The 23,495-nt window shown below is 44.6% G+C and carries 19 protein-coding genes and 3 tRNA genes; 12 read left to right on the plus strand and 10 right to left on the minus strand.

Features of this window, described 5'->3' with window-relative positions:
* Window positions 1-28: 28 nt before the first annotated feature.
* Window positions 29-697 carry a 7-carboxy-7-deazaguanine synthase QueE gene (gene queE, locus L2744_RS07290; protein ID WP_248991292.1) on the plus strand — a complete coding sequence of 223 codons (669 nt, stop codon included), beginning with the start codon at window positions 29-31 and terminating at the stop codon, window positions 695-697.
* A 173-nt stretch (window positions 698-870) separates the two neighbouring features.
* On the opposite strand, the gene L2744_RS07295 is transcribed toward queE, so the two are convergent.
* From L2744_RS07295 to L2744_RS07305, 3 genes are all read right to left on the minus strand, one after another.
* Window positions 871-955: transfer RNA gene (locus L2744_RS07295), tRNA-Tyr, on the minus strand.
* A 110-nt stretch (window positions 956-1,065) separates the two neighbouring features.
* Window positions 1,066-1,150: transfer RNA gene (locus L2744_RS07300), tRNA-Tyr, on the minus strand.
* 61 nt (window positions 1,151-1,211) lie between these two features.
* Window positions 1,212-1,296, minus strand: a tRNA-Tyr gene (locus tag L2744_RS07305).
* 125 nt (window positions 1,297-1,421) lie between these two features.
* Between L2744_RS07305 and L2744_RS07310 the strand changes: the two genes are divergently transcribed.
* The 3 genes from L2744_RS07310 to L2744_RS07320 all read left to right on the plus strand — a co-directional run bounded on the left by L2744_RS07310 (window position 1,422) and on the right by L2744_RS07320 (window position 4,770).
* Window positions 1,422-1,910: a VC2046/SO_2500 family protein gene (locus L2744_RS07310; protein WP_248991293.1), complete on the plus strand. Its 489-nt coding sequence runs from the start codon at window positions 1,422-1,424 to the stop codon at window positions 1,908-1,910.
* Window positions 1,911-2,108: 198 nt separating this feature from the next.
* Complete coding sequence (locus L2744_RS07315; RefSeq protein ID WP_248991294.1) at window positions 2,109-2,396, plus strand: DUF406 family protein; 288 nt, start codon at window positions 2,109-2,111, stop codon at window positions 2,394-2,396.
* Window positions 2,397-2,586: 190 nt separating this feature from the next.
* Window positions 2,587-4,770: a sensor domain-containing phosphodiesterase gene (locus L2744_RS07320; protein WP_248991295.1), complete on the plus strand. Its 2,184-nt coding sequence runs from the start codon at window positions 2,587-2,589 to the stop codon at window positions 4,768-4,770.
* Between the two features lie 86 nt (window positions 4,771-4,856).
* Here the strand turns inward: L2744_RS07320 and L2744_RS07325 are convergent, their stop codons facing one another.
* Complete coding sequence (locus L2744_RS07325) at window positions 4,857-5,342, minus strand: YchJ family protein (protein ID WP_248991296.1); 486 nt, start codon at window positions 5,340-5,342, stop codon at window positions 4,857-4,859.
* Between the two features lie 43 nt (window positions 5,343-5,385).
* The gene (locus tag L2744_RS07330) at window positions 5,386-5,970 is read right to left on the minus strand and encodes a YybH family protein (RefSeq protein ID WP_248991297.1); all 585 of its coding nucleotides are present in this window, start codon (window positions 5,968-5,970) and stop codon (window positions 5,386-5,388) included.
* 135 nt (window positions 5,971-6,105) lie between these two features.
* Between L2744_RS07330 and smrA the strand changes: the two genes are divergently transcribed.
* From smrA to L2744_RS07345, 3 genes are all read left to right on the plus strand, one after another.
* A complete protein-coding gene (gene smrA, locus L2744_RS07335; RefSeq protein ID WP_248991298.1) occupies window positions 6,106-6,696 on the plus strand; it encodes a DNA endonuclease SmrA in 591 nt (196 codons plus the stop codon).
* Window positions 6,697-7,067: 371 nt separating this feature from the next.
* Window positions 7,068-7,709, plus strand: a complete 642-nt coding sequence (gene psrA / locus L2744_RS07340; protein ID WP_248991299.1) for a TetR family transcriptional repressor PsrA — start codon at window positions 7,068-7,070, stop codon at window positions 7,707-7,709.
* A 12-nt stretch (window positions 7,710-7,721) separates the two neighbouring features.
* A complete protein-coding gene (locus L2744_RS07345; RefSeq protein WP_248991300.1) occupies window positions 7,722-10,001 on the plus strand; it encodes an acyl-CoA dehydrogenase in 2,280 nt (759 codons plus the stop codon).
* 165 nt (window positions 10,002-10,166) lie between these two features.
* On the opposite strand, the gene pyk is transcribed toward L2744_RS07345, so the two are convergent.
* Both pyk and L2744_RS07355 read right to left on the minus strand, forming a co-directional pair.
* Window positions 10,167-11,606 carry a pyruvate kinase gene (gene pyk, locus L2744_RS07350; protein ID WP_248991301.1) on the minus strand — a complete coding sequence of 480 codons (1,440 nt, stop codon included), beginning with the start codon at window positions 11,604-11,606 and terminating at the stop codon, window positions 10,167-10,169.
* Between the two features lie 184 nt (window positions 11,607-11,790).
* A complete protein-coding gene (locus L2744_RS07355; protein WP_011789441.1) occupies window positions 11,791-12,645 on the minus strand; it encodes a MurR/RpiR family transcriptional regulator in 855 nt (284 codons plus the stop codon).
* A 310-nt stretch (window positions 12,646-12,955) separates the two neighbouring features.
* On the opposite strand from L2744_RS07355, the gene zwf reads away from it, so the two are divergent.
* From zwf to L2744_RS07375, 4 genes are read left to right on the plus strand one after another with little or no spacing between them, the layout of a single operon-like run.
* A complete protein-coding gene (zwf, locus tag L2744_RS07360) occupies window positions 12,956-14,428 on the plus strand; it encodes a glucose-6-phosphate dehydrogenase (RefSeq protein ID WP_248991302.1) in 1,473 nt (490 codons plus the stop codon).
* A 9-nt stretch (window positions 14,429-14,437) separates the two neighbouring features.
* Window positions 14,438-15,136, plus strand: coding sequence for a 6-phosphogluconolactonase (gene pgl, locus L2744_RS07365; RefSeq protein WP_248991303.1), 699 nt, complete (start codon window positions 14,438-14,440; stop codon window positions 15,134-15,136).
* Between the two features lie 24 nt (window positions 15,137-15,160).
* Window positions 15,161-16,987, plus strand: a complete 1,827-nt coding sequence (edd, locus tag L2744_RS07370) for a phosphogluconate dehydratase (protein ID WP_248991336.1) — start codon at window positions 15,161-15,163, stop codon at window positions 16,985-16,987.
* 20 nt (window positions 16,988-17,007) lie between these two features.
* On the plus strand, window positions 17,008-17,649 hold the full coding sequence (locus tag L2744_RS07375; RefSeq protein WP_248991304.1) for a bifunctional 4-hydroxy-2-oxoglutarate aldolase/2-dehydro-3-deoxy-phosphogluconate aldolase: 642 nt from the start codon (window positions 17,008-17,010) through the stop codon (window positions 17,647-17,649).
* A gap of 159 nt (window positions 17,650-17,808) precedes the next feature.
* On the opposite strand, the gene L2744_RS07380 is transcribed toward L2744_RS07375, so the two are convergent.
* The 3 genes from L2744_RS07380 to L2744_RS07390 form a co-directional block, all read right to left on the minus strand.
* Window positions 17,809-19,158 (minus strand): anti-phage deoxyguanosine triphosphatase, encoded by a 1,350-nt coding sequence (locus tag L2744_RS07380; protein ID WP_248991305.1) that lies wholly within the window; start codon window positions 19,156-19,158, stop codon window positions 17,809-17,811.
* Between the two features lie 25 nt (window positions 19,159-19,183).
* Window positions 19,184-19,771, minus strand: a complete 588-nt coding sequence (gene yfbR, locus L2744_RS07385) for a 5'-deoxynucleotidase (protein ID WP_248991306.1) — start codon at window positions 19,769-19,771, stop codon at window positions 19,184-19,186.
* A 205-nt stretch (window positions 19,772-19,976) separates the two neighbouring features.
* Entirely contained in the window at window positions 19,977-21,191 is a 1,215-nt protein-coding gene (locus tag L2744_RS07390) for a pyridoxal phosphate-dependent aminotransferase (protein WP_248991307.1), read from the minus strand.
* A 763-nt stretch (window positions 21,192-21,954) separates the two neighbouring features.
* Here L2744_RS07390 and L2744_RS07395 point away from each other — a divergent pair.
* Window positions 21,955-23,337: a Na+/H+ antiporter NhaC family protein gene (locus L2744_RS07395; RefSeq protein WP_248991308.1), complete on the plus strand. Its 1,383-nt coding sequence runs from the start codon at window positions 21,955-21,957 to the stop codon at window positions 23,335-23,337.
* Window positions 23,338-23,495 lie beyond the last annotated feature (158 nt).

A 23,495-nucleotide genomic window follows, 5' to 3' on the forward strand; every position in this document is an offset into this window, starting at 1 on the left:
TGCCGCCCCAGAAAAGTGGAACGCCAGCATGAACTACCCAGTCAACGAAGTATTTGAAACCATTCAAGGTGAAGGTGCCTTTACCGGAGTGCCCGCCATATTTGTCCGCCTGCAGGGTTGTCCCGTGGGATGCGCTTGGTGCGATACTAAACAGACATGGGATGTGCTTGAAGCCAATAAAGTGACCCCAGAGCAAGTGATTGCCGTGGACGGCACTATTGGACGCTGGGCTGAACATACGGCGGATAGCTTGATTGTTGCTTTTAATGCTAAAAGTTTTACCGCGCGCCATATAGTGATCACCGGCGGTGAGCCTTGTATGTACGATTTACGTGAATTGACTGAAACCCTGCACAGCCAAGGCTTTACCACCCAAATAGAAACCAGCGGCACCTTTGAAGTTAAGTGTGCTGATAACACTTGGGTGACAGTTTCACCAAAGGTGAACATGAAAGGGGGTTATAAGGTATTAGCGCAGGCGCTGAATCGTGCCAATGAGATCAAACATCCTATCGCGACAGAAAATCATATCGCGGAACTTGATGAGTTACTGCAAGACATCGATATTTCAGCTAAAACCATTTGCCTGCAGCCGATTAGCCAAAAGCCCAGAGCGACTGAACTGGCAATGAAAGTGTGTATTGCCCGCAATTGGCGCTTATCAATCCAAACCCATAAATATTTAGATATTGATTAAGGTTTTTAACAACTTGGTATAGTCCTAGCCTCATTTTTATGGGGCATATTTTTAGGGATTTTATTGGTTGAAATAGCAGATAGATGAAGATAAAAAATCGAATATACTAGAAAACGGAATGGGATAGTTGGGAAGTCGTATCTAAAGGTAAAGCAGAACAGATAAAGCAGAAATGGTGGAGGGAGAAGGATTCGAACCTTCGAAGGCTGAGCCGTCAGATTTACAGTCTGATCCCTTTGGCCACTCGGGAACCCCTCCACATGATTTTTCTACACACTCTTACACTCACTTAAATAATTTGGCCTAATTTAAGCGTTAAACAGGTTTTTAAAAGATGCTGAAAATAGCGAGCAAAGGCTGAGATAAGATGGTGGAGGGAGAAGGATTCGAACCTTCGAAGGCTGAGCCGTCAGATTTACAGTCTGATCCCTTTGGCCACTCGGGAACCCCTCCACAGATATCTCTTACTTAACTACTTCATTACTAAACTAACTTTCAGAGCTTTCAGTGCAAATGGTGGAGGGAGAAGGATTCGAACCTTCGAAGGCTGAGCCGTCAGATTTACAGTCTGATCCCTTTGGCCACTCGGGAACCCCTCCTCAATTGCGGCGGCCATAGTAGTCAGAAACCTTTTGCATGTAAAGACCCAACTTAAAAATTTTCCTAAAGTTATATCCCAAGTGGTCGATTAACTAACAACGAATTGTTTTAATGATGTTTTTTTATGCAAATTGATGTTCCTTTAGTCAACGAAGCCCAAATTGGCACCCGCTTAAATGCGGCGATAGAACACAACAGACGGGGTGAGTTTGCGCTATTGTTGTCGTTATTATCGGTTGATGCGAGGGATATGGCGCAGTTTCAATGGCAAAAAGACCTTGATACCTCTGAAAAATTACAGCAGCAATTTGAGCTCCCACCTAAGCAGCCCTTACTGACAGATTTATCCTTGTTTGAGCCTATTGTTGATAATAGTCAAGTGTTTATGGCTCAAGGGGCGAGGGCTTTTCAACTCAAACAAGCTTTGCGACCTGAGGCGTTAGTTATCCGTGGCGCAGAACCTATGGCGATGGCTGAAACCTTGAGTAACTGCGATTTGACCACTCAATTGCGTCAGCGAGGGCGATTAACCACACCTAAGATTGAAGTCATGCACTTTGCGGATCAATTAGCGATTCAACGTAATCTTATTCCTCTTCAAGCAATTGCCTAAATAGACTCGCTGTTATCCATTTTTCGCAATGCTAAACCATTCAAAAGTCACAAGCGTGAGCTAAAACCGAGTCAATAGGATCCGAATTATCTATAATTATCGCCAGAATCATCCTTAACCCATTTAATTAAGGTGTTTACGGGTTATCTTATATAGTGGGACGATATTTTTATCACTCCAAATTCAGAGGAAGACAAAATGAAAGGTATTATTGCTGCGCAATCCCCAACCGTGAATGACACATGTACAGATTGCGGTAGTTTTGTCGATATTGGTGCTGTGATTGATGAGCACGATATTCTATTAGAGATACATTTTACTGGTGCGTCAGCTAAAGATGATGCCGAAAATATGGCTGAGCGGGCTAAAGCTCGCTTTGACAAGACACAAGCCAAGTTTGTGACAGTTGAAACGGGCACTTGCTTACAACTAGTGTTTGATGTTAGTGCTGAAAAAATGATCTTTCAGCTAGAAAATGGCCTGTAAATACCTGCGTATCTTGATGCAAATGTTGCTTAAATTGTAATAAATTGTGCGCCATGTTGCTGTGTTTAACTGAGATAGTGTAATCTGCGTCAAATAAATCATTCTAAATCAGCTCAATTAATGTGCCTTAAAAAGCGCATTAATTGCAGCAGAAAATCAGTAACCCACACGAAGTTTTGTAGGGATCAGCGTGAAGCGACGTCAGCATCAGCATTTATTAGAGTCTTTAGTGCATTCGGCTGCCAAACAGCAGGGCGATTTTGCTAAGACCGCAGAATTAGCGACAGAGTTGTTGTGTCAGAATTTAACGGTTTCTTCGGTTTCTGTGTGGACCTTTTCAACTGATCAACAAAGCCAATCACTCGTTGCACAATTTGGTTCTATGATGTTGCAAGACATCCATAGACCTAAATTATTGCAGGCTTGCCCTCGGTATTTATACGAACTTAAAACCCGTCGGCATATCGATGCAGGTAACACGCTGATTGACCCGCGTCTGAGTGAACTATCTCAAGTGTATTTTAACCCACGGCAGGTGTTTTCCTGCCTTGATGTGGGAATTCGCATTAACGGCCATCTTGAAGGTGTGCTCTGTATTGAACGCGCTCAAGTTACACACCACTGGCATGACAGTGAAATACACTTGGCTTGTCAGATGGCCGATCAGCTCGCATTAACCCTCGCCACAAAACACGCCTACGATAAAGAAGAACGGCTAAGCCTTTTTCGCTGTGCAACAGAACAGTCTCAACAAATGAGTATGTTGATTAATTTGCATACTGAAAAAGTGGAATATGTTAATCAAGCCCATGGTGAGATCACCGGACTTTTGCGGGAGCAAAGTATTGGTGGTAACTTGCGGGAGTTGGCCTTTTTTAAACAGCATCCCCAATTAGCAGAGGAAACGCTCGCGCAGATTTTTAGGGGAGAGCAAGCAAGAGGTGAAGTGCAATTTAGTCGCGTTGATGGCAGTCATTATTGGCTTAAGTATGTGGTTAGCCAATTTATTACTGAGCGAGGAAATCACTACGCCTTAGTTTCTGGTGAAGAAAGTACTGATGAACGCAATTACAAAATAGAACTAGAGCGGCTTGCTTGGCGTTGTAGTTTAACGGGGTTACATAACCGCAGTCATTTTAATCGAGTACTAGAGCGCACCAGCAAAGGTTTGCTGTTATTGGTTGATCTTGTGGGATTTAAACGTTTTAACGATACCTATGGTCATGAAAATGGTGATAGTTTATTAATTGAAATTGCACGTCGCTTGAAACATTTTTCTGAAATCAACAAAGCCACGGAAATTGCCCGCGTAGGCAGTGATGAGTTTGTGGTACTGCTGACGGACGATAATGCGGTTTATGATCTCGACTATTTCAGTACCCGTTTATACCAACATCTCGCAATGCCAATTCTAATCGGTCGTGAGCAAATAGAACCCAAACCTGCTTTAGCTGTAGTGGATATTGCCTCAGTTGCCAATTTATTTGCGCCACTCACCTGTGCGGATATTGCCGTGCAATACGCTAAGAAGAAAAAAAGTACTGCTATCCAAGTGTTTAACAGCACTTTGCTCAGCGCCTTTAAGGAAGATGCACAAATAGAGCGTGATTTGCACAGCGCCATTCGTGGACGACAATTCGAACTTTATTATCAACCGCTTAGGGATCTTGGGCTGCAAACCTATATTGGTGCCGAAGCGTTGATCCGCTGGCATCATCCCAAAAAAGGGGTCTTATATCCCGGTGCTTTTATCGATATTGCTGAGCAGTCTGGAATGATCAATGCGATTGGCAGTTGGGTACTTGAGGCTGCTTGTCGCCAGCTGAATCTTTGGCAACACCATAATGCCGATCTGACTATGCATGTAAACGTCTCGGCGCGACAATTCTTTAGCGGCAATTTATACGAACAAGTGTGGCAGCTACTGACCCGTTATCGTCTAAAACCTAAAACTTTGATCTTAGAAATTACTGAAACAGAGCTGATGGGGGATATTCGCCATGCCACATTACTATGCCAAGAGTTGGCTGAATTAGGTGTTGGGCTTGCTATTGATGATTTTGGTACTGGCTATAGCTCGATGCGTTACTTAAAGCAATTCCCGATCAGTAAGTTGAAAATTGACCGTTCCTTTATCTCCGATCTCACCATTAGCCGCGAAAGTCGTGAAATTGTTTCTGCGATTATTGCTATGGCGAATGCGCTGAATATTTCCCTAACGGCAGAAGGGGTTGAAACCGCCGAGCAAGAAGCCTTTTTGGCAAAAAGTTGCTGCCATCAGGCTCAGGGATATTTATACAGCCCGGCACTGCGGGAACCTGAGTTTGCCCAATTTTTACTTTCAGCAAAAAGTCCTTCAGTGCTGACACATTAAGTGTTGTTTCACCCTTGAACTATTAAAAATTACTTCGATAGAAACAAAAATAATATTGTACTGGGTTGCTTTTTGTTATGTGTTAATTACAGGGATTTTAAACAGCATTGTTTGAATTTTTTACCACTATGGCAAACACAGGGATCATTTCTACCCGGTAATTTGGCCGCCATTTGTACTCCCTTTGTGTAATACCAACGGCTATCCTGATAGATAAATTCTGAATGCTCATAGATCGCATCGATTTCACCTTCGAGTTTATACCAGGCCTTGAAGATGACAGTGCCTTGTTTTAGTGCATCTGTATTTACAAATTCTTCGTTAGCGATGAGATCGAGCCCAAGCCAGTGTGGGTGAGGGCCTACATTAAGGTTGGCTAAGGTGAGGTCGCCAATAAAGTCAGGATGTTGGGTTTTGATTATGTAATCAAATTTTTTCAATGCAAAAGCACTGTAGCGAGAGCGCATTAGCTGCTCTGCTGTATGGGCAACAGCGCTATCAAGATGCAGTGGCTCACAACAGTGTTGATAGGGTTTGCCCGTACCACAGGGGCAGATATATGCTTGATTCATTTTTGTTAACTTATTAATTTACAGTATATTACTTTGTAACTATTTAAGATTTAGGTACTTTTTTACTGTTAACAGGCAAAGACGGAAATTGGCGACCATAGTATAAATTAGGCACTGGCTTGGCATTATGATAGAAGCTAGGTTCCGCGCGATTATTGGTATCTAGGGTAATTTGCCATAGGTCTGTTGCGACTTTTCGTGTGCCAATTGCAAACTTGCCAGCAAATTCACTCACAGGTTCACCTGTTTCTTCGGCAGGGTAGAATCGTACTAAATAATAACCCGTATCTATAGCGCTATTACCCATGATTTTGCGATTTAAAATACGAAAGTCTACATCGATATGTGCTTTTTTAGTTCTAATTTTATCGAAAAACTTCTGATAAATGCCGACAATATTTTCGCGACCATAATAGATTTCTTTACTTTGACTTTCAGAAAGATAGCTTGCATCTTCCGCATAAATATCACGGGTGACTTCAGCTTCCAGTGCGGTAAATGCTTTGATAAATTTCGGATAATTGGCGTTGATCAATCGATCTACAGATGCGACCGATGGGTTTTTAGCTGGATTGGCGAAGCTGGGGTGCGACAATAGGCATATCAAGGCTAGTAGCAAAAATCTCATTACATTATTCTAATCTGACAATCATGGCGCCACTATAATGGAGGCGCTCTGTGAACTAAAGAGTTGAATGTTTACAAAGTGTGTTTCTGCACAATAAAAGTGCATAGACGTAAAAATAGTGGGGGGGAGTTTGCCATGCTCGAAGATGGAACAGCACTGTTTTTTGAGGAAATGACGGGTGTAGTACCGCTAAAAGGGGATAGGCCTGTTGTTAATTTGCTGCCAACAGGGTTAACTGCGGAGCAATTACAACGGCGTCAAACATTGCAGCGAGAGGCATATTTAGCCTGTATGCCTCTGGATTTAAGTGCCATTCCTGTTATTGCCCCAGATGATGTTGTGAGTTTTAAGCGAGAAGGGGTACAAGGTGCGGTTTTTAAGTGTCTACGCCTTGGGCAATATCCCATAAAAATGGAGCTTGATGTACATGCCTATCGATTGAGTCAGGCCCGCGATGCAGTTCTGAACTATCTGTTAGCCGCGCAGACCCACGGCGAGCGATGTGTCATGTTAATCCACGGTAAAGGGTATCAAAGTAAACCTTTCGCAGGTTTGCTTAAATCAGCCGTTTGTTATTGGTTATCCCAACTTGATATGGTTTTAGCTTATCATTCTGCGAAAACCGAGCAGGGTGGAACGGGAGTACTCTATGTGATGTTGACTAAATCGGAACAGCTCAAACTGGAGAATCGAGAAGCCAATCGCAAAGGTATGGGTTGGCGTTAAAGCCCGCTTATCTAATTCACGTTATTAAATATGTCCAACTTGCTTGGGTGTTTGTTTTTAATTTTCTCTGGCTGAAATGATTAAACAGCGGTTTCGAATAGTAGACTCGGGGGCCTACCTCAAACACGGACATGCATGAATCCATAAATGGAGCTTCGCAGTGTGAGTTATCCATGTCATGAAGGATCAACATTAGCAGTGCTAGTGTTTTTGCCTGTATCTAAAGAGATAGTTTAACGATGACATAGCCGAAATTTATATGCTTGGGTCTTATTCGGGGTAAAGGCGCTTATTTAACTATTTTTAGTTTGACATCCTCAGTGTCAATGTTTAATTTAAACGAGTGTTTTAAATTAATCCAAGGTCACGGAATGGCAAGTCGATCCGATACAAAAACTAGAATACTTGATGCCGCAGAAAAACTGTTCGCCGAAAGGGGCTTTTCCGAGACCTCCTTGCGACTTATTACCAGCAAAGCTGAGGTAAATCTCGCATCAGTCAATTATCACTTCGGTTCTAAAAAAGAATTGATCCGCGCTGTTTTAGCACGATATCTAGATGTGTTTATGCCCGCCGCTTCAACTGAAATCAAACGCCTAGATGCTGTGCCGACACAAGCTACTTTAGAAGAAATCCTATCTTCTCTTGTCGCTCCTCTATTAGACCTTAATCAGTTGCGAACAGAAGGCACGACGATTTTCCTGCAATTGCTTGGACGTGGGTATATCGAAAGCCAAGGGCATTTACGCTGGTTTATCACCACCCATTACGGTCAGCATTTAGATGCCTTCGTGAGAGCTGTTTCAGCTAGCGCGCCGCATATTCCTCCCGCTGAAATGTTTTGGCGCCTACACTTTACCTTAGGCACTATCGTATTCACTATGGCGTCTGCCGATGCCTTAAATGATATTGCTGCAGCTGAATTTGGCGAGCATAACGATATCGAAGCCGTTATCCGTAAAGTGATCCCATACATGGCGGCTGGTGTGTCAGTCCCCGTTTCACCTCAATAAAAGGTCTTGATTATGTTGACTATTGTAATCCTTGTCCTGATAGCGATTGTCGTATTGTTTGCGGTAAAAAATATCAGAATGCAGTTTATTACTCGGCCAGTGTTTAGTTTTTTTAAAAAAGTACTACCGCCACTATCTGATACAGAACGCGAAGCGATGGAAGCGGGCGATGTATGGTGGGAAGGCGAGTTGTTCCGCGGTAACCCTAACTGGAATATCTTGCACAGCTATGGCAAACCAATGCTTAGTGCAGAGGAAAAAGACTTTATCGATAATCAAGTGATGACAGCACTGACGATGATCGATGATTTTGACATAGTGCATAATCGCAAAGACTTACCACCCGAGTTATGGGAATACTTCAAAAAAGAAGGTTTCTTTGCGCTGATCATTCCGAAAAAATTTGGTGGTAAAGCTTTTTCTGCCTACGCTAACTCAACAATTGTGAGCAAATTAGCCAGTCGTAGTGTCAGTGCTGCAGTGACGGTTATGGTGCCAAACTCTTTAGGTCCTGGTGAGTTGTTGACCCACTATGGTACGAGCGAGCAAAAAGAACGTTGGTTACCAGCTTTAGCAAAAGGCGATGAAATCCCTTGTTTTGCATTAACAGGTCCCGAGGCTGGCAGTGATGCGGGTGCTATCCCCGATGTCGGTATAGTCTGCCGCGATACCTTTAATGGTGAAGAGGTTTTAGGTCTAAAACTGACGTGGGATAAGCGCTATATAACGCTGGCTCCTGTGGCTACGGTTCTTGGTTTAGCATTTCAAATGCGTGATCCCGATGGTTTGCTCGGGGAGAAAAAGAATCTTGGCATTACCTGTGCCCTGATCCCAACGGATCATCCTGGTGTAGTGATTGGTCGTCGCCATAACCCCCTGGGTATGGCGTTTATGAATGGTACGACCCAAGGGACCGAAGTGTTTATTCCGCTGGATTGGATTATTGGTGGCCCTGAGTTTGCGGGTAAAGGCTGGCGCATGCTGGTTGAGTGTCTATCTGCTGGCCGCGGTATTTCACTGCCTGCATTGGCAACGGCCTCTGGTCATATGGCGACAAAAACGACAACGGCTTACAGCTATGTACGTCACCAGTTTGGTATGGCGATTGGTCAGTTTGAAGGGGTGCAAGAGGCGCTTGCGCGTATTATTGCTAACACCTATCAGTTAGAAGCCGCGCGTCGTCTAACCACCACGGGTATCGATCTTAAAGTAAAACCGTCGGTCGTGACTGCGATTGCTAAGTATCATATGACTGAATTGGGCCGTTCTGTGATGAACGATGCTATGGACATTCAATCGGGCAAGGGCATTCAATTGGGGCCTAAAAACTATTTAGGCCACCCTTATATTTCGAATCCGATTTCAATCACTGTGGAAGGCGCGAATATTTTAACCCGCTCGTTGATGATATTCGGACAAGGCGCGACTCGTTGCCATCCTTATGTGCTTGCCGAGATGGAAGCCGCAGCGATGGAAAACCAACATGAAGCATTAGAGCGTTTTGATGCATTACTCATGGGCCACATGGGTTATGCCGCTCGTAACGCCTTTAGCGCCTTGTTTAATGCATTAACAGGTAGCTGTTTCGGTAATGCACCGGTCAGTGGTGAAACTAAACAATATTATAAAGATATGTCACGCATTTCATCTGCCTTAGCGTTAATGACAGATTTATCCATGCTGATCATGGGCGGCGATTTAAAACGTAAAGAAATGCTTTCGGCACGTATGGGGGATGTTCTGAGTCAATTGTACTTAGGTTCTGCAACCCTAAAACTCTTTGAGGACAATGGTCGTCAGCAAGATGATTTGCCTGCGGTGCGTTATGTGATGGCTAACCGTTTGCATTTAGCGGCAAAAGCCTTGGAGGACACGATTCGTAACTTCCCAAGTCGTCCTGTGGCATGGTTACTCCGTGCTTTAATCTTCCCGCTAGGCAATCATTTTAATGCGCCGAGCGATAAAATGGCGACGGAACTAGCCAGCGGCATGTTAAAACCAGGCCCTGCACGTGAGCGTATTACTTTCCTTTGTCCTGAATTTGAAGGAGATACGGGCGGGATTGCTGAAGTTGAGCAAGCGTTTATCGCGCAATATGCCTGCAAAGAGATTTACAAAAAGCTGAAAAAAGCACAGCGCGCGGGCGAGTTACCTGCAAAAGTGCCGAGTCAAGTATTATTCGAAAAGGCATTAGCAGCTGGAGTTATCGGTGATGATGAGCATCAAAAACTACAACATGCTGATAAACTGCGTTTAGCGGCAATTAATGTGAATGATTTCGAAGCGCTGTAGAGAGTCTAGTCTAAGCGGTTTAACCAAGCTGTATAACTCAGCCGTTTTGATTTCCTCTAATACAAGCAAGAGGCCTAGAAGAATGTAGGCATAAAAAAACCACCTTCATTGAGGTGGTTTTTTATTGGCTTTGTATTCTAACGAGCTTTAGTCGCTAGAGGAAACTTAGGCAACAATCAACACTTTACAAGTGTTTGTGCCGCCGATAGTTTCCATTGCATCGCCCTTGGTCATTAGCACCAGATCACCGCTCTTCAAATAACCTGCGACAGTTAATGCTTCTAACGCTTTTTGCGCTAATTCATCCGCTGGGTGGATAGTTGAATCGAAGTAGATTGGTAATACGCCGCGGTATAATGCCATTTTGGCTAGCGTTGTTGCGTGGCGTGATAAACCAAGGATGGGTAGTGAAGAACTGATGCGTGACATCATCTGTGGTGTAGCACCCGATTCGGTTAATGCGATAATCGCTTTAACGCCTTCTAAATGGTTTGCTGCATACATAGTTGATAGGGCAATGGTTTCTTCCACCGAGGTAAAGCGTGCATCTAATCTGTGTTTAGACACTTTAACACTTGGGTGAGACTCTGCGCCTACACAAACGTTTGCCATTGCTTTAACGGTTTCTTCAGGAAAATCTCCCGCAGCCGTTTCAGCTGACAACATCACTGCGTCTGTACCATCAAGCACTGCGTTTGCCACGTCCATGACTTCAGCGCGGGTTGGCATTGGACTTGAAATCATCGATTCCATCATTTGTGTTGCAGTAATGACGATTTTGTTCAGTTGGCGTGAACGGGCGATGAGTTTCTTTTGTACAGCAACGAGTGCTGCATCACCGATTTCTACACCTAAGTCACCACGGGCAACCATAACAACGTCAGAAGCGAGGATAACATCATCCATTGCTTCGTCACTGGCGACGGCCTCAGCACGTTCAACCTTAGCAACGATAAGGGCATTACAGCCAGCTTGACGGGCAAGATCGCGAGCGTAATCTAAATCCGCACCACTACGAGGGAAAGACACGGCTAAATAATCTACTTGGATCAACGCGGCAGTCAGTATGTCTGCTTTGTCTTTTTCGGTCAGCGCTGCAGCAGATAGTCCACCACCTTGCTTGTTAATACCCTTGTTGTTCGATAAAGGACCCGCAACAGTCACTGTGGTGTGGACCTTACGGCCTTTAACACCTTCCACACGTAATTGCACACGACCATCATCTAACATCAGAATATCGCCGATAGTCACGTCGTCAGGTAGTTGCTTGTAATCAATACCGACTTGGTTTTCGTCGCCTTCACCTTTAGCTAGTTCAGCATCTAAAACATAGGCTTGACCTAATTTAAGTTGAACTTTCTTATTGTCTTTGAAAGTAGAAACTCGAATTTTTGGCCCTTGTAAGTCACCAAGAATGGCAACATGAACACCTAATTCCTTCGCTATTTCACGAGCTTGAGTCGCGCGTTTTAGATGGTCTTCAGGGGAGCCGTGGGAGAAGTTAAGACGTACAACATTTGCACCTGCCGCGATAATGCGGCGTAGATTATCATCACGATCTGTGGCGGGACCTAGAGTGGTGACGATTTTGGTTCTGCGGAACATAAGATACTCCGTTAAAGTTAAAAAATCTTGAGACTATATTACCATGCCATTCCAAATTATGTAGTAAAGTTACAAACAAATTGATCTAAAGTTATGTACCAATTTTGTGAGGTACAGCTGAAATTTGCACTAAACATGGCTAGGTTGAGCATTCGCACTAGCCATATTTAGGATAGGAAGTGAATTACAGTATCGGATCTTTATTGATACGAGACTCTTTTAGCACTTCTTTTACGCGTTTGAGATTGTCACGGAAACGTGGGCCACGGCGTAGTGTAAAACCTGTAGCCAATACATCTATAGTCACCAATTGGGCTAAACGCGAGGCCATAGGTAAATACATATCTGTATCTTCAGGCACTTCCATTGTCACTGGCAGTGTACACTCCATGGATAACGGTGAGTTGCGTGCGGTAATACCGATAACTGCTGCACCGTTTTCCCTGGCTAAACGCGCTATTTCAATCAATGACTTAGTGCGGCCCGTGTGGGAAATCAATACCACTACATCGCCCTCATTACTGTTAATACAACTCATGCGTTGCATTAAAACATCGTCAAAGCAGATGACAGGCACATTAAAACGGAAAAATTTATTTTGTGCATCATGGGCAACAGAAGCGGATGCCCCTAAGCCAAAGAAAGAAATAGTCTTAGCTTGAGTCAGAATATCAACCGCTTTATTTATCGCAGAAACATCTAAACTTTGCCTTGCAGTATCTAGCGAAGCCATTGAAGATTCGAAGATTTTTGTAGTATATGACTCTGTAGAGTCATCTTCTTCAACATGGCGACTCACATAAGGTGTGCCGTTTGCAAGACTTTGAGCCAGATGTAACTTAAAATCAGGGAAGCCTTTAGTATCTAAGCGGCGACAGAAACGATTCACAGTAGGTTCACTCACATCTGCCATCTTAGCGAGAGTGGCGATGCTAGAATGAATAGCCGTTTGCGGTGATGCTAAGATCACCTCTGCTACTTTGCGTTCTGATTTACTAAAATGGGTGAGGCTTTTTTGAACCTTTTCTAGGGTATTCATGCGCGTACGTCCGCTAAATTGAGAATGTAATTTTATTTATTTTGGTTTAGTGGCTCAGATCAAATCCGTTATTCCACTAATCAACGCTTTGTAGTAAGTTTTTAGTACAATTTTGAAATAAGATTTTACTAGCTTCAGTAATTTAAGCACAAAAAGCATACCAGATTTATGCTGTAAGTGCCTAGTTAGCCAGAATGTTAATATTGATAAAAATAGATGCATTTAACAAATTCTGTTGTTATATTACAACAAAATGTGGATTTCTTCAGCGACATGAAGGGACACGACAGACAAAGGAGAGCGTAACGCAATGGGCAAAACAACATCAGGCGCCAAAGCTTGTGACTTCGTACTCTTTGGTACTAAAGGCGATTTGGCACGACGCAAGTTGTTACCTTCTTTATACCAGTTAGATAAGGCTGAATTACTCGATAAAGATACGAAAGTGATCGGTGTCGCGAAAGACGAATTTAGTCAGGATGAATTTAGAGACATAGTCACGCTTGCGTTAAACACCTTCGTCAAAGAACCCCTTTGCAAAGAGACTCTTCAACGCTTCCTGTCCCGCTGCCACTATATAGGTACCAACTTTACCGATCCTGCTGGTTACAGTGCATTCCATGATTTGCTCAAACCAGAAGAGCGCGTCATGGTCAGTTACTTTGCCACGCCGCCAGCGATTTTTGGTGATATCTGTCGTTGTCTGCACGAACAAGATCTTATCCACCCAGACTCTCGTGTGGTGCTCGAAAAGCCCATAGGCTCCGATTTAGACTCTTCCCGCGTTATCAATGACCAAGTTTCCGCTTACTTTAAAGAGCGCCAGGTTTACCGTATTGACCATTACTTAGGTAAAGAAACCGTACAGAACTTGATTGCACTGCGTTTTGCTAACTCTTTATTTGCCTCTAAGTGGGATAACCGGACGATTGACCATGTCCAGATCACCGTTGCTGAAGAAGTAGGTATCGAAGGCCGCTGGGGTTACTTCGACAAAGCGGGTCAGATGCGCGACATGATCCAAAACCATTTGCTGCAAGTGTTAACGCTAGTTGCCATGGACCCACCAGTTAACTTAGACGCTGACAGCATCCGTGATGAAAAAGTGAAAGTGCTTAAATCACTGCGTCCGATTAACTCCGACAATGTGTATGAAAATACCGTACGCGGTCAGTATAGTGCAGGCTTCTTAAAGGGCAGTCCTGTACCTGGTTATTTAGAAGAGGAAGGCGCTAATTTACAGTCGCACACAGAAACCTTCGTAGCGATCCGTGTGGATATCGACAATTGGCGTTGGGCGGGCGTACCTTTCTATTTACGTAGCGGTAAACGTATGCCGTTCAAGAGCTCAGAAATTGTGGTGTATTTCAAAAATCCACCCCATAACTTGTATCGCTCAAGTTACCGTAATCTGCCACCGAACAAGCTGACTATTCGCCTGCAGCCCCATGAAGGGGTTGAGATCCAAATGATGAATAAAGTGCCAGGTTTGGAGCAGAAGCAACGTCTACAAACCACTAAACTCGATTTAAGCTTCTCCGATACCTTCAAAAATGAACGTATCGCCGATGCCTACGAGCGTCTATTGCTTGAAGCTATGCTCGGCAACCAAGCGCTATTTGTTCGCCGTGACGAAGTCGAGCAGGCATGGACTTGGGTGGATGGCATTATCCAATCCTGGGAACAAAGCAACGAAAAACCAAAACCTTATCCTGCGGGAACTTGGGGTCCAGTTGCGTCAGTTGCTTTGATCACCAAAGATGGCCGTTCGTGGGACGAGTAGGAGACTTTGATGATTAAAGAAACCGTATTCAAATCTTTCGATACGCCAAGTGCGTTAGAGCAACAGCTTGCGAATAGAATTGCGAGCCAGTTGCAAGAAGCCGTTGATACTAGAGGTAAAGCGAGCCTTGTGGTATCCGGTGGTTCAACACCGCTTAAGTTGTTCCAGCTACTAAGCATGAAGTCCATCGATTGGAGTGATGTCTACATCACTCTCGCCGATGAGCGCTGGGTTGAAGCCGACGCAGATGCTTCTAATGAGCGTCTCGTGCGTGAACATTTATTACAAAACCGTGCAGCCAATGCCAAGTTTCGTGGGTTAAAGAATATGTTTTCAACCGCAGAGGCGGGCGCCGATATGGCGGCTGAATCATTATCACATTTTCCTCGCCCCTTCGATGTCGTCGTATTAGGTATGGGGAATGATGGTCATACATGTTCATGGTTCCCTTGTAGTGCCGAACTTGATGAAGCATTATCGACACAGGCTTTGTGTGTAGCAACTAATCCAACGACTGCGCCCTATGGCAGAATGACCCTATCTAAGAGTGCCATTCTGAACAGTAGACAGATTTATCTGCACTTAGTTGGGGAACAGAAATTATCCGTATATCGTCAAGCGTTAGAAAGTGATGATGTCCATGCTATGCCTATCAGAGCCGTATTAGCGCAGCGTAAAACGCCCGTTGATGTGTTCTGGAGCGCTTAAGGAGTCACTATGCACTCAGTAGAAATACACTCGGTAGTTCAAGCAGTTACCGACAGAATTATTGCCCGTAGCAAAGCGTCACGTGCAGGTTATTTAGCCGCATTGAATGATGCCCGTAATCATGGCGTACACCGTAGCTCATTGAGCTGTGGCAACTTAGCCCACGGTTTTGCGGCCTGCAAACCAGATGACAAAAATGCACTGCGTCAATTGAATAAAGCAAACATTGGCATAGTGACGGCATTTAACGATATGTTATCTGCGCACCAACCCTATGAAAGCTATCCTGAATTGCTGAAAAAAGCCTGTCAGGAAGTTGGCTGTGTGGCACAAGTGGCGGGCGGTGTTCCGGCCATGTGTGACGGGGTGACCCAAGGTCAACCCGGTATGGAACTGAGCCTACTGAGTCGTGAAGTGATTGCCATGGCAACCGCTGTAGGCCTATCCCATAACATGTTCGATGGCGCTTTACTGCTCGGGATTTGCGACAAAATAGTGCCAGGTTTGCTCATCGGCGCCTTAAGTTTCGGTCATTTACCTATGTTATTTGTGCCTGCAGGGCCAATGAAATCAGGTATTCCGAACAAAGAAAAAGCCCGTATTCGTCAGCAATTTGCCCAAGGTAAAGTAGACCGTGCGCAACTGCTTGAAGCCGAAGCTCAGTCATACCACAGTGCGGGGACTTGTACTTTCTATGGTACTGCTAACTCGAATCAGTTGATGCTCGAAGTGATGGGTCTGCAGTTACCAGGTTCTTCCTTTGTGAATCCAGACGATCCACTGCGCGAAGCCTTAAACAAGATGGCGGCTAAGCAAGTGTGTCGTTTAACCGAAATGGGCACGCAATACACGCCAATTGGCGAAGTGGTTAGCGAAAAGTCTGTGGTTAACGGCATAGTCGCGCTATTAGCGACAGGCGGTTCAACTAACTTGACGATGCACATAGTCGCTGCGGCACGCGCTGCCGGTATTATCGTGAACTGGGATGATTTTTCGGAGTTATCCGATGCCGTGCCATTAGTGGCGCGCGTGTATCCCAACGGTCATGCCGATATTAATCATTTCCACGCCGCCGGTGGTATGGCGTACTTAATCAAAGAATTACTCGATGCGGGTCTATTACATGAAGATGTGAATACCGTCGCGGGCTTTGGTTTACGCCGTTACACCCAAGAGCCAAGACTGCTCGACGGCGAGCTGCGCTGGGTCGATGGTCCAACGACTAGTTTAGATACTGAAGTGTTAACCTCAGTCGCATCACCTTTCCAAGGCAACGGTGGCTTGAAATTACTTAAAGGTAACTTAGGTCGCGCTGTGATCAAAGTGTCTGCGGTACAAGAACAGCACCGTGTCGTTGAAGCGCCAGCTGTGGTGATTGACGATCAAAACAAACTCGATGCACTATTCCAATCTGGTGCACTGGATAGAGATTGTGTTGTGGTGGTTAAAGGCCAAGGCCCGAAAGCCAATGGTATGCCAGAACTGCATAAATTAACCCCATTATTGGGAACGCTTCAGGATAAAGGCTTTAAAGTGGCGCTGCTGACCGACGGTCGTATGTCTGGCGCTTCGGGTAAAGTTCCTGCGGCCATTCATTTAACGCCTGAAGCTTTAGATGGTGGTTTAATTGCCAAAGTCCAAGATGGCGATTTGATCCGTGTCGATGCGTTAACAGGCGAACTGAGTCTGCTGGTGTCAGAAACTGAACTTGCTACCAGAACCGCGGGTATAGTGGATTTACATCGCTCACGTTATGGCATGGGCCGCGAGTTATTTAGTGCGCTACGTTCAAATCTAAGCAGTCCAGAAACTGGTGCGCGTTGTACTAATGCCATCGATGAACTTTATTAATACAAAGGAAGAATAACGCAATGCTTGAGAATAACTGGTCATTACAACCACAAGATATTTTTAAACGCAGCCCTATTGTTCCTGTTATGGTGATTAACAAGATTGAACATGCGGTGCCATTAGCACGCGCACTGGTTGCCGGTGGCATTAGCGTGTTAGAAGTGACGTTGCGGACACCTTGTGCACTCGAAGCTATCACTAAAATCGCCAAAGAAGTACCTGAAGCTTTAGTCGGCGCAGGCACCATCTTAAACGAAGCCCAGCTTGATCTTGCGATTGCCGCTGGTGCGCAGTTTATTATCACCCCAGGCGCGACTGTTGAACTGCTCAAAGCGGGTATGCATGGTCCAGTCCCCTTAATCCCAGGCGTTGCGAGTATTTCGGAAGTGATGACGGGTATGGCGCTCGGTTACACCCACTTTAAATTCTTCCCAGCCGAAGCTTCTGGTGGTGTGGATGCTCTTAAAGCCTTCTCGGGTCCGCTAGCGGATATTCGCTTCTGCCCAACGGGTGGCATTACGCCAAGCAGCTATAAAGATTATCTAGCACTGAAAAACGTCGATTGTATTGGTGGTAGCTGGATTGCACCAACGGATGCAATGGAACACGGCGATTGGGATCGTATCACCCAGCTTTGTAAAGAAGCTATAGGCGCTTTGTAAGACCAAGGTGAGCGTGAAATTCATGTATACAAAAACCACCGCAAGGTGGTTTTTCATTTTTAGCATTTCGCTTTCTGATAGACATCGAGCAGTGATAGAAATTGTGCTGTGACAGAGAGTCTAGCTTTGGCAGAGAGTCAGGCAGAGCAATATCTTGGCTTACATCTCCTTGCTAAGCTCAACATTCGATCCCGCTTTTGGGCTAAACAACTGCTGATACAGTCGTCCCGCAAATTCATCTGTCATCCCTGAGATATAATCTGCCAATATTCTGTGACTGTTTAAGCCTTGCTTCTCGCTATCGCGCCAGCGCTCTTGGGTATTGAGCGGCAGTAAACGCTCGGGATCCGAGGCGAAGGCTTCAAATAAGCCCATTACGATTTGTTGCCCTTTATATTCGAGCATTTGGATCTCGGGTTTACGGATAACGTATTTATAAACTAGCTGTTTAAGTACATTGAGTGCAATGGCAAACTCGGGCTCTAGGGTCGCGTTAAAGCGCAGTAAGGGCTCTTGGAAAGCCTCATCTTCGGTAATGATGATGGCGGTAACAAAACCATTTACTAAGGTGCCTATGGCATCTTTGCGTAGGTGATGTTCATGGGAAAACAGCTTGATACCAATATCGGCAAGCTCTTGTCTTATCCAAGCATCGCCACTTTGAGTCAATGTGGATGCAACATCCTGTTGCCACTGGGATGCAGTGACTATGCCCATCACTATCGCATCTTCGAGATCGTGCACCGCATAGGCGATATCATCGGCCAGTTCCATTATTGAACAGTCGAAGGATTTAAATTGGGTGCGTAAATGTGGATAGTGGTGCAGGGCGGGATGTATTCCTTGCTGGGTCGAAGTGAAACGGCTGCGATCCTGCTCAGACAAAGGCTCAAGTACCCATGCGAAGATGTCGTTATCGTCATCGAAAACACCTTTAACGGGTGGCCATTGTGACGGCTTTAACTGCCTGTGGTTGGTAATTTCATTATATTTGCCGGCGATAAACAGCTGTGAGCGCGGTGAGGGGTACTTCAAAATGCCAAGCATAGTGCGTCGGCACAGATTCATCCCAAAATCTAAGGTATAGGGCTCAAGTTTCGATAAAATTCGAAAGGTTTGACCATTACCCTCAAAGCCGCCGTGGTCGCGCATCATGTAATTTAATGCCACTTCGCCGCCGTGGCCGAAGGGAGGATGACCAATATCGTGGGCCAAACACAGGGACTCTAATAAACTCATAGAGCAAAGCAGCTGTTTATGCTGTGGATATTTACGCCTCAGTTGGGCAGCTATGCCGGTGCCAATTTGCGAGACTTCGAGTGAGTGGGTTAATCGGGTACGATAAAAATCATTCATGCCAACGCCCAATACTTGGGTCTTGGCCTGTAGTCGACGAAAGGCAGCTGAGTGAAGAATACGCGCCCTGTCTCTTTGGTAGGGACTACGGTGATCGTTACGCCTTTGTTTATCTTCACCATGGCGGCGTTCTTGCCAAACACTTGAAGTCATATGCATTCCTAGCGAGAGTGGAAAATTAAAGCATCTTGTTAATTTCGTCTAAATTCAAGGTGAAACTGGGAACAAAACAATCGATAAAGAATTTTACTGCAGGATCCGGATTGGCCTCAAGCATAGCTTCTAGGCGCTTACGGGCAGTATTGAATTCGGTATTTCCCGCGCGGTTTTCTTCCAAACATTTAAGGTATGCACACAGAGTATCGGCTGATTTTACAATCGCTTTGTAAATTGGATCCGTGTAATCACTGATAAATAAACTGCGATAATCCTCTTTAAATTCCTCTGGTACCATATCCAACATGCGCTGCTCGGCAATCGCTTCAATTTTTTTATACTCTGCTTCGATTTCTTTATTGAAGTATTTCACCGGCGTGGGTAGATCACCGGTTAAGATCTCACTCGCATCATGGAAAATAGCAAGGCTGGTCGCTTGATGGGGATCGAGCATCGTGCCGAATTTCTTATTACTAATGATCACCAGTGCATGGGCCACCATAGCCACCTGCAGTGAGTGTTCTTGAACATTTTCGGTGCGGACGTTGTACATCAAAGGCCAGCGTTGGATCAGCTTCATTCGGGCGAGGTGAGCAAATAAGTGACTCATGGTTTTCCTTCTAATGAGTGAATTTGGAAGGCGACAAGCTGCAATTGAAGATGTGACTCGAATGAATGGGCAGTGTTGACGCTAATGAAGTGCTAGATTATCACAGCCTTGGATGACACGTGAGCTTGGGTGTGCGGGATTTACTGAAATAGCTAAAAATAAAGCGATCACTTGGATCGCTCTATGACTTCAACAACCCACAATACTACTGTCGATAGTTTTCGAGAAAAGCACCAAACTCGGTGAGCGCTTTTTTAAGATCTTCCTTATAAGGTAAAAAAACCACTCGCAGGTGATCGGGTTCTGGCCAGTTAAAGGCCGTACCTTGGACGAGTAGGATTTTCTTCTCTCTGAGTAAATCGAGTACTAAACGCTCGTCATCCCGCAGATTAAATTTTTTCATATCCAGTTTAGGGAAGGCATACAGTGCACCCTTAGGTTTTTTCACGCTCACACCAGGGATTTGGTTTAGCAATTCGTAGCAGGCATCCCTTTGTACCGTGAGTCGGCCATTAGGCAAAATTAGCTCGTTAATGCTTTGGTAACCGCCAAGCGCTGTTTGAATCGCATGTTGATTGGGTACGTTAGCGCACAGGCGCATAGAGGAAAGCATCTCTAAGCCTTCGATGTAGCTCTTAGCTGCTTTAAGGTTGCCAGAGAGCATCATCCAGCCAACACGAAAGCCCGCAGCGCGATATGCCTTTGATAGTCCATTAAAAGTGACTGTCAAAATATCATCCGATAAGCTTGCTGCCGGAATATGTTTAGCTTCATCGTATAAAATTTTGTCATAGATCTCATCGGCAAACAGGATCAAGCAGTGCTCGCGGCAAAGTTCAACAACCTGTAGCAGTAACTCACGACTGTACACTGCGCCCGTAGGATTGTTTGGATTAATAAGGACAATACCGCGAGTACGCGATGAGATTTTGCTTTTAATGTCATTAAGATCGGGGAACCAGTCCGCTTCTTCATCGCAGCGATAATGCACTGCTTTACCGCCCGCGAGATTGGCCGCAGCAGTCCACAGTGGATAATCTGGTGAAGGAATTAAGATCTCATCATCGGTATTCAACAAGCCTTGCATCGCCATCATAATGAGCTCTGATACGCCATTACCGATATAGATGTCTTCGATATCGACTCCAAAAATCCCTTGGGCTTGATAATGCTGCACTATGGCCTTGCGGGCAGAGAATAATCCTTTTGACTCACAGTAGCCTTGGGCACTGGGTAAATTAAGGATCACATCGCGCACAATTTCCTCTGGTGCTTCAAAACCGAAGGGGGCTGGATTGCCTATATTGAGTTTGAGGATCCTGTGTCCCTCATCTTCTAAACGTCTGGCTTCCTTGTGCACTGGGCCGCGGATGTCATAGCAAACGGTATCCAGTTTATTGGATTTGATGATAGGGCGCATTAATACCTCGAAACATGCAGTTAATTTTGGCTTAAGTTAGCGCACCATAACGAAATTTTGTGGGTTAAGGAAGGGGCTGTAGGCACTGATTACCACTTTTTTTAAAATTTATATCAGTTAAATATGCTTTAACAGTCAATTAATGAAATATGATCAAGTTATATGTTCTGATTATTGTTTCTATTTTAGATTATAAATCCGCTAATTTCGTAGTGAACGACTAAAGAGCTAACCTTTGTCAACTTAACGCAGCTGAGTGGGTAGCCGGGTAAGATGGTTTTAGGTTTAGGCCGTGTTCGTTGCTCGGAGGCATTTTTGAACTGAGGTACTTATTTTTATAAGCAAAATCTTAATTACTGATTTTATAGCGGGTATTTTTGGTAACTAGCAATAATGTGCGTTTTGTATTCAATATAATAATTAGGCAAATTAACTGAATGTTTATTAAGCATTACCTTCCCTGGGTTTAATTTATTTTTTGACACTAAAATCCTTTTTATTCATATGGTTGGTTAAATCCACAACTCAGATATGAAAATTATTTCACCCGAGAATAAATTTATTGTTGACTCAATATTCGATGGGCTTTATTTTCTGCGCGATGTTTTTGGCAAGGCACTTTAGATTGCACGCTTTTAGCGAGTTTATCTATAAGGTTAGTCATTATGAAGCAGCAGTTTTGGCGTTCTGTATCAAGGTGATTTCAGGCGCTGTTCTAAAACCTTTTGCCTTTTAGGCGACTTAAATTAGAGGACCTAAGTGCATGTCTGAACCGACAGCGTTAAGTCTTATTCCACCCTTGGTGGTATTGGTGTTGGCCATTTGGTTACGCCGTCCCATTTTGTCCCTGATCATCGGTGCAGTAAGTGGTTTGCTGCTACTCGACCCTAGTCAAGTGTTGAATAATTTTGCCAGTGCATCCCTTAAGGTCATGGGGGATGAAACTATTGGTTGGTTGATTTTGGTGTGCGGTTGTTTTGGTGCCTTAATTGCACTCTTAGTGCGTACTGGTGGTGCTTTAGCCTTTGGTCACAATGCGTTGAAATTTGCCAAAGGTCCTAAGTCATCACTTTTTATGACGTTTATTCTCGGTATCGTTATTTTTATCGATGATTATCTCAATGCGCTAACCGTGGGTGAAACCATGAAGCGCGTGACCGATAAGTTTAAAGTATCTCGAGAAATGCTCGCTTATGTTGTGGACTCTACCGCGGCACCAGTTTGTGTTTTAGTGCCTTTATCAACCTGGGCAGTATTTTTTGGTGGGTTACTGGTCGATAACGGTGTTGCTGCCGAAGGTCAGGGTATTGCAGTCTATATGCAAGCCATTCCTTATATGCTTTACGCTTGGCTAGCTGTGGCTATGGTGCTACTGGTGGTATTAGGCGTTGTACCTGCTATTGGCCCGATGAAAACGGCACAGCTACGCGCAGCACAGGGCGAACCCGCCCAAGCGCAAGTGGATTTCGACCAAGTGCAAACTTCGGATGAATATGCGGTTAAAGCCATCGAAGAAGAATTTAAGCATGCCAACAATCATGGCAAGCTGCATAATTTTTTAGTGCCGATTGGGTTGTTAGTTGCCTTTACCGTGTACTTTGACATCGATGTGTGGAAAGGTCTGCTGGCCACTTTGGTATTTACACTGCCTTATTATGCCGTACAACGTTTGATGCCATTATCCGAGATGATGGATCAAATGATTGATGGTTTTAAGAGCATGCTGCCTGCCATAGGTACTGTTATTGCGGCGTTTGTATTTAAGGATGTCTGTGATCAATTATTACTACCACAGTATGTGATTGAATCCTTAAGTCCATTTATGACGCCTAAGCTGTTGCCTGCGGTGGTTTTTCTCTCTATGGCGGTGCTTGCATTTGCAACGGGGTCAAGCTGGGGAATTTTTGCGGTGACCATTCCCATCGTAATGCCATTAGCACAATCGGTTGGGGCAGACATCCCATTAGTGATTGGTGCACTGTTGTCCGCATCTTCATTTGGTAGCCAAGCGTGTTTCTATTCTGACTCCACAGTACTTGCCGCACAGGGCTCTGGTTGTAACTTAGTAAGCCATGCAGTAACCCAGTTACCCTATGCGCTTATCGCTGCGGTACTCGCTTTTGTGGGCTTTATATTGATAGCCTAAACGACGGACAAGTTGGATTGTCGATATCAAAATAAAAACCAGCTTCGGCTGGTTTTTTACATCTTGCAAATTCAGATGTATAGGCAGATGACGAACTAGAAATGTTGTATATTGCTACAAGCTTACTCAGGTTGTATCCCTAATCTCTGTGCAAGTGA

The organism is Shewanella profunda (assembly GCF_023283765.1).
Classification (GTDB): Bacteria; Pseudomonadota; Gammaproteobacteria; order Enterobacterales; family Shewanellaceae; genus Shewanella; species Shewanella profunda.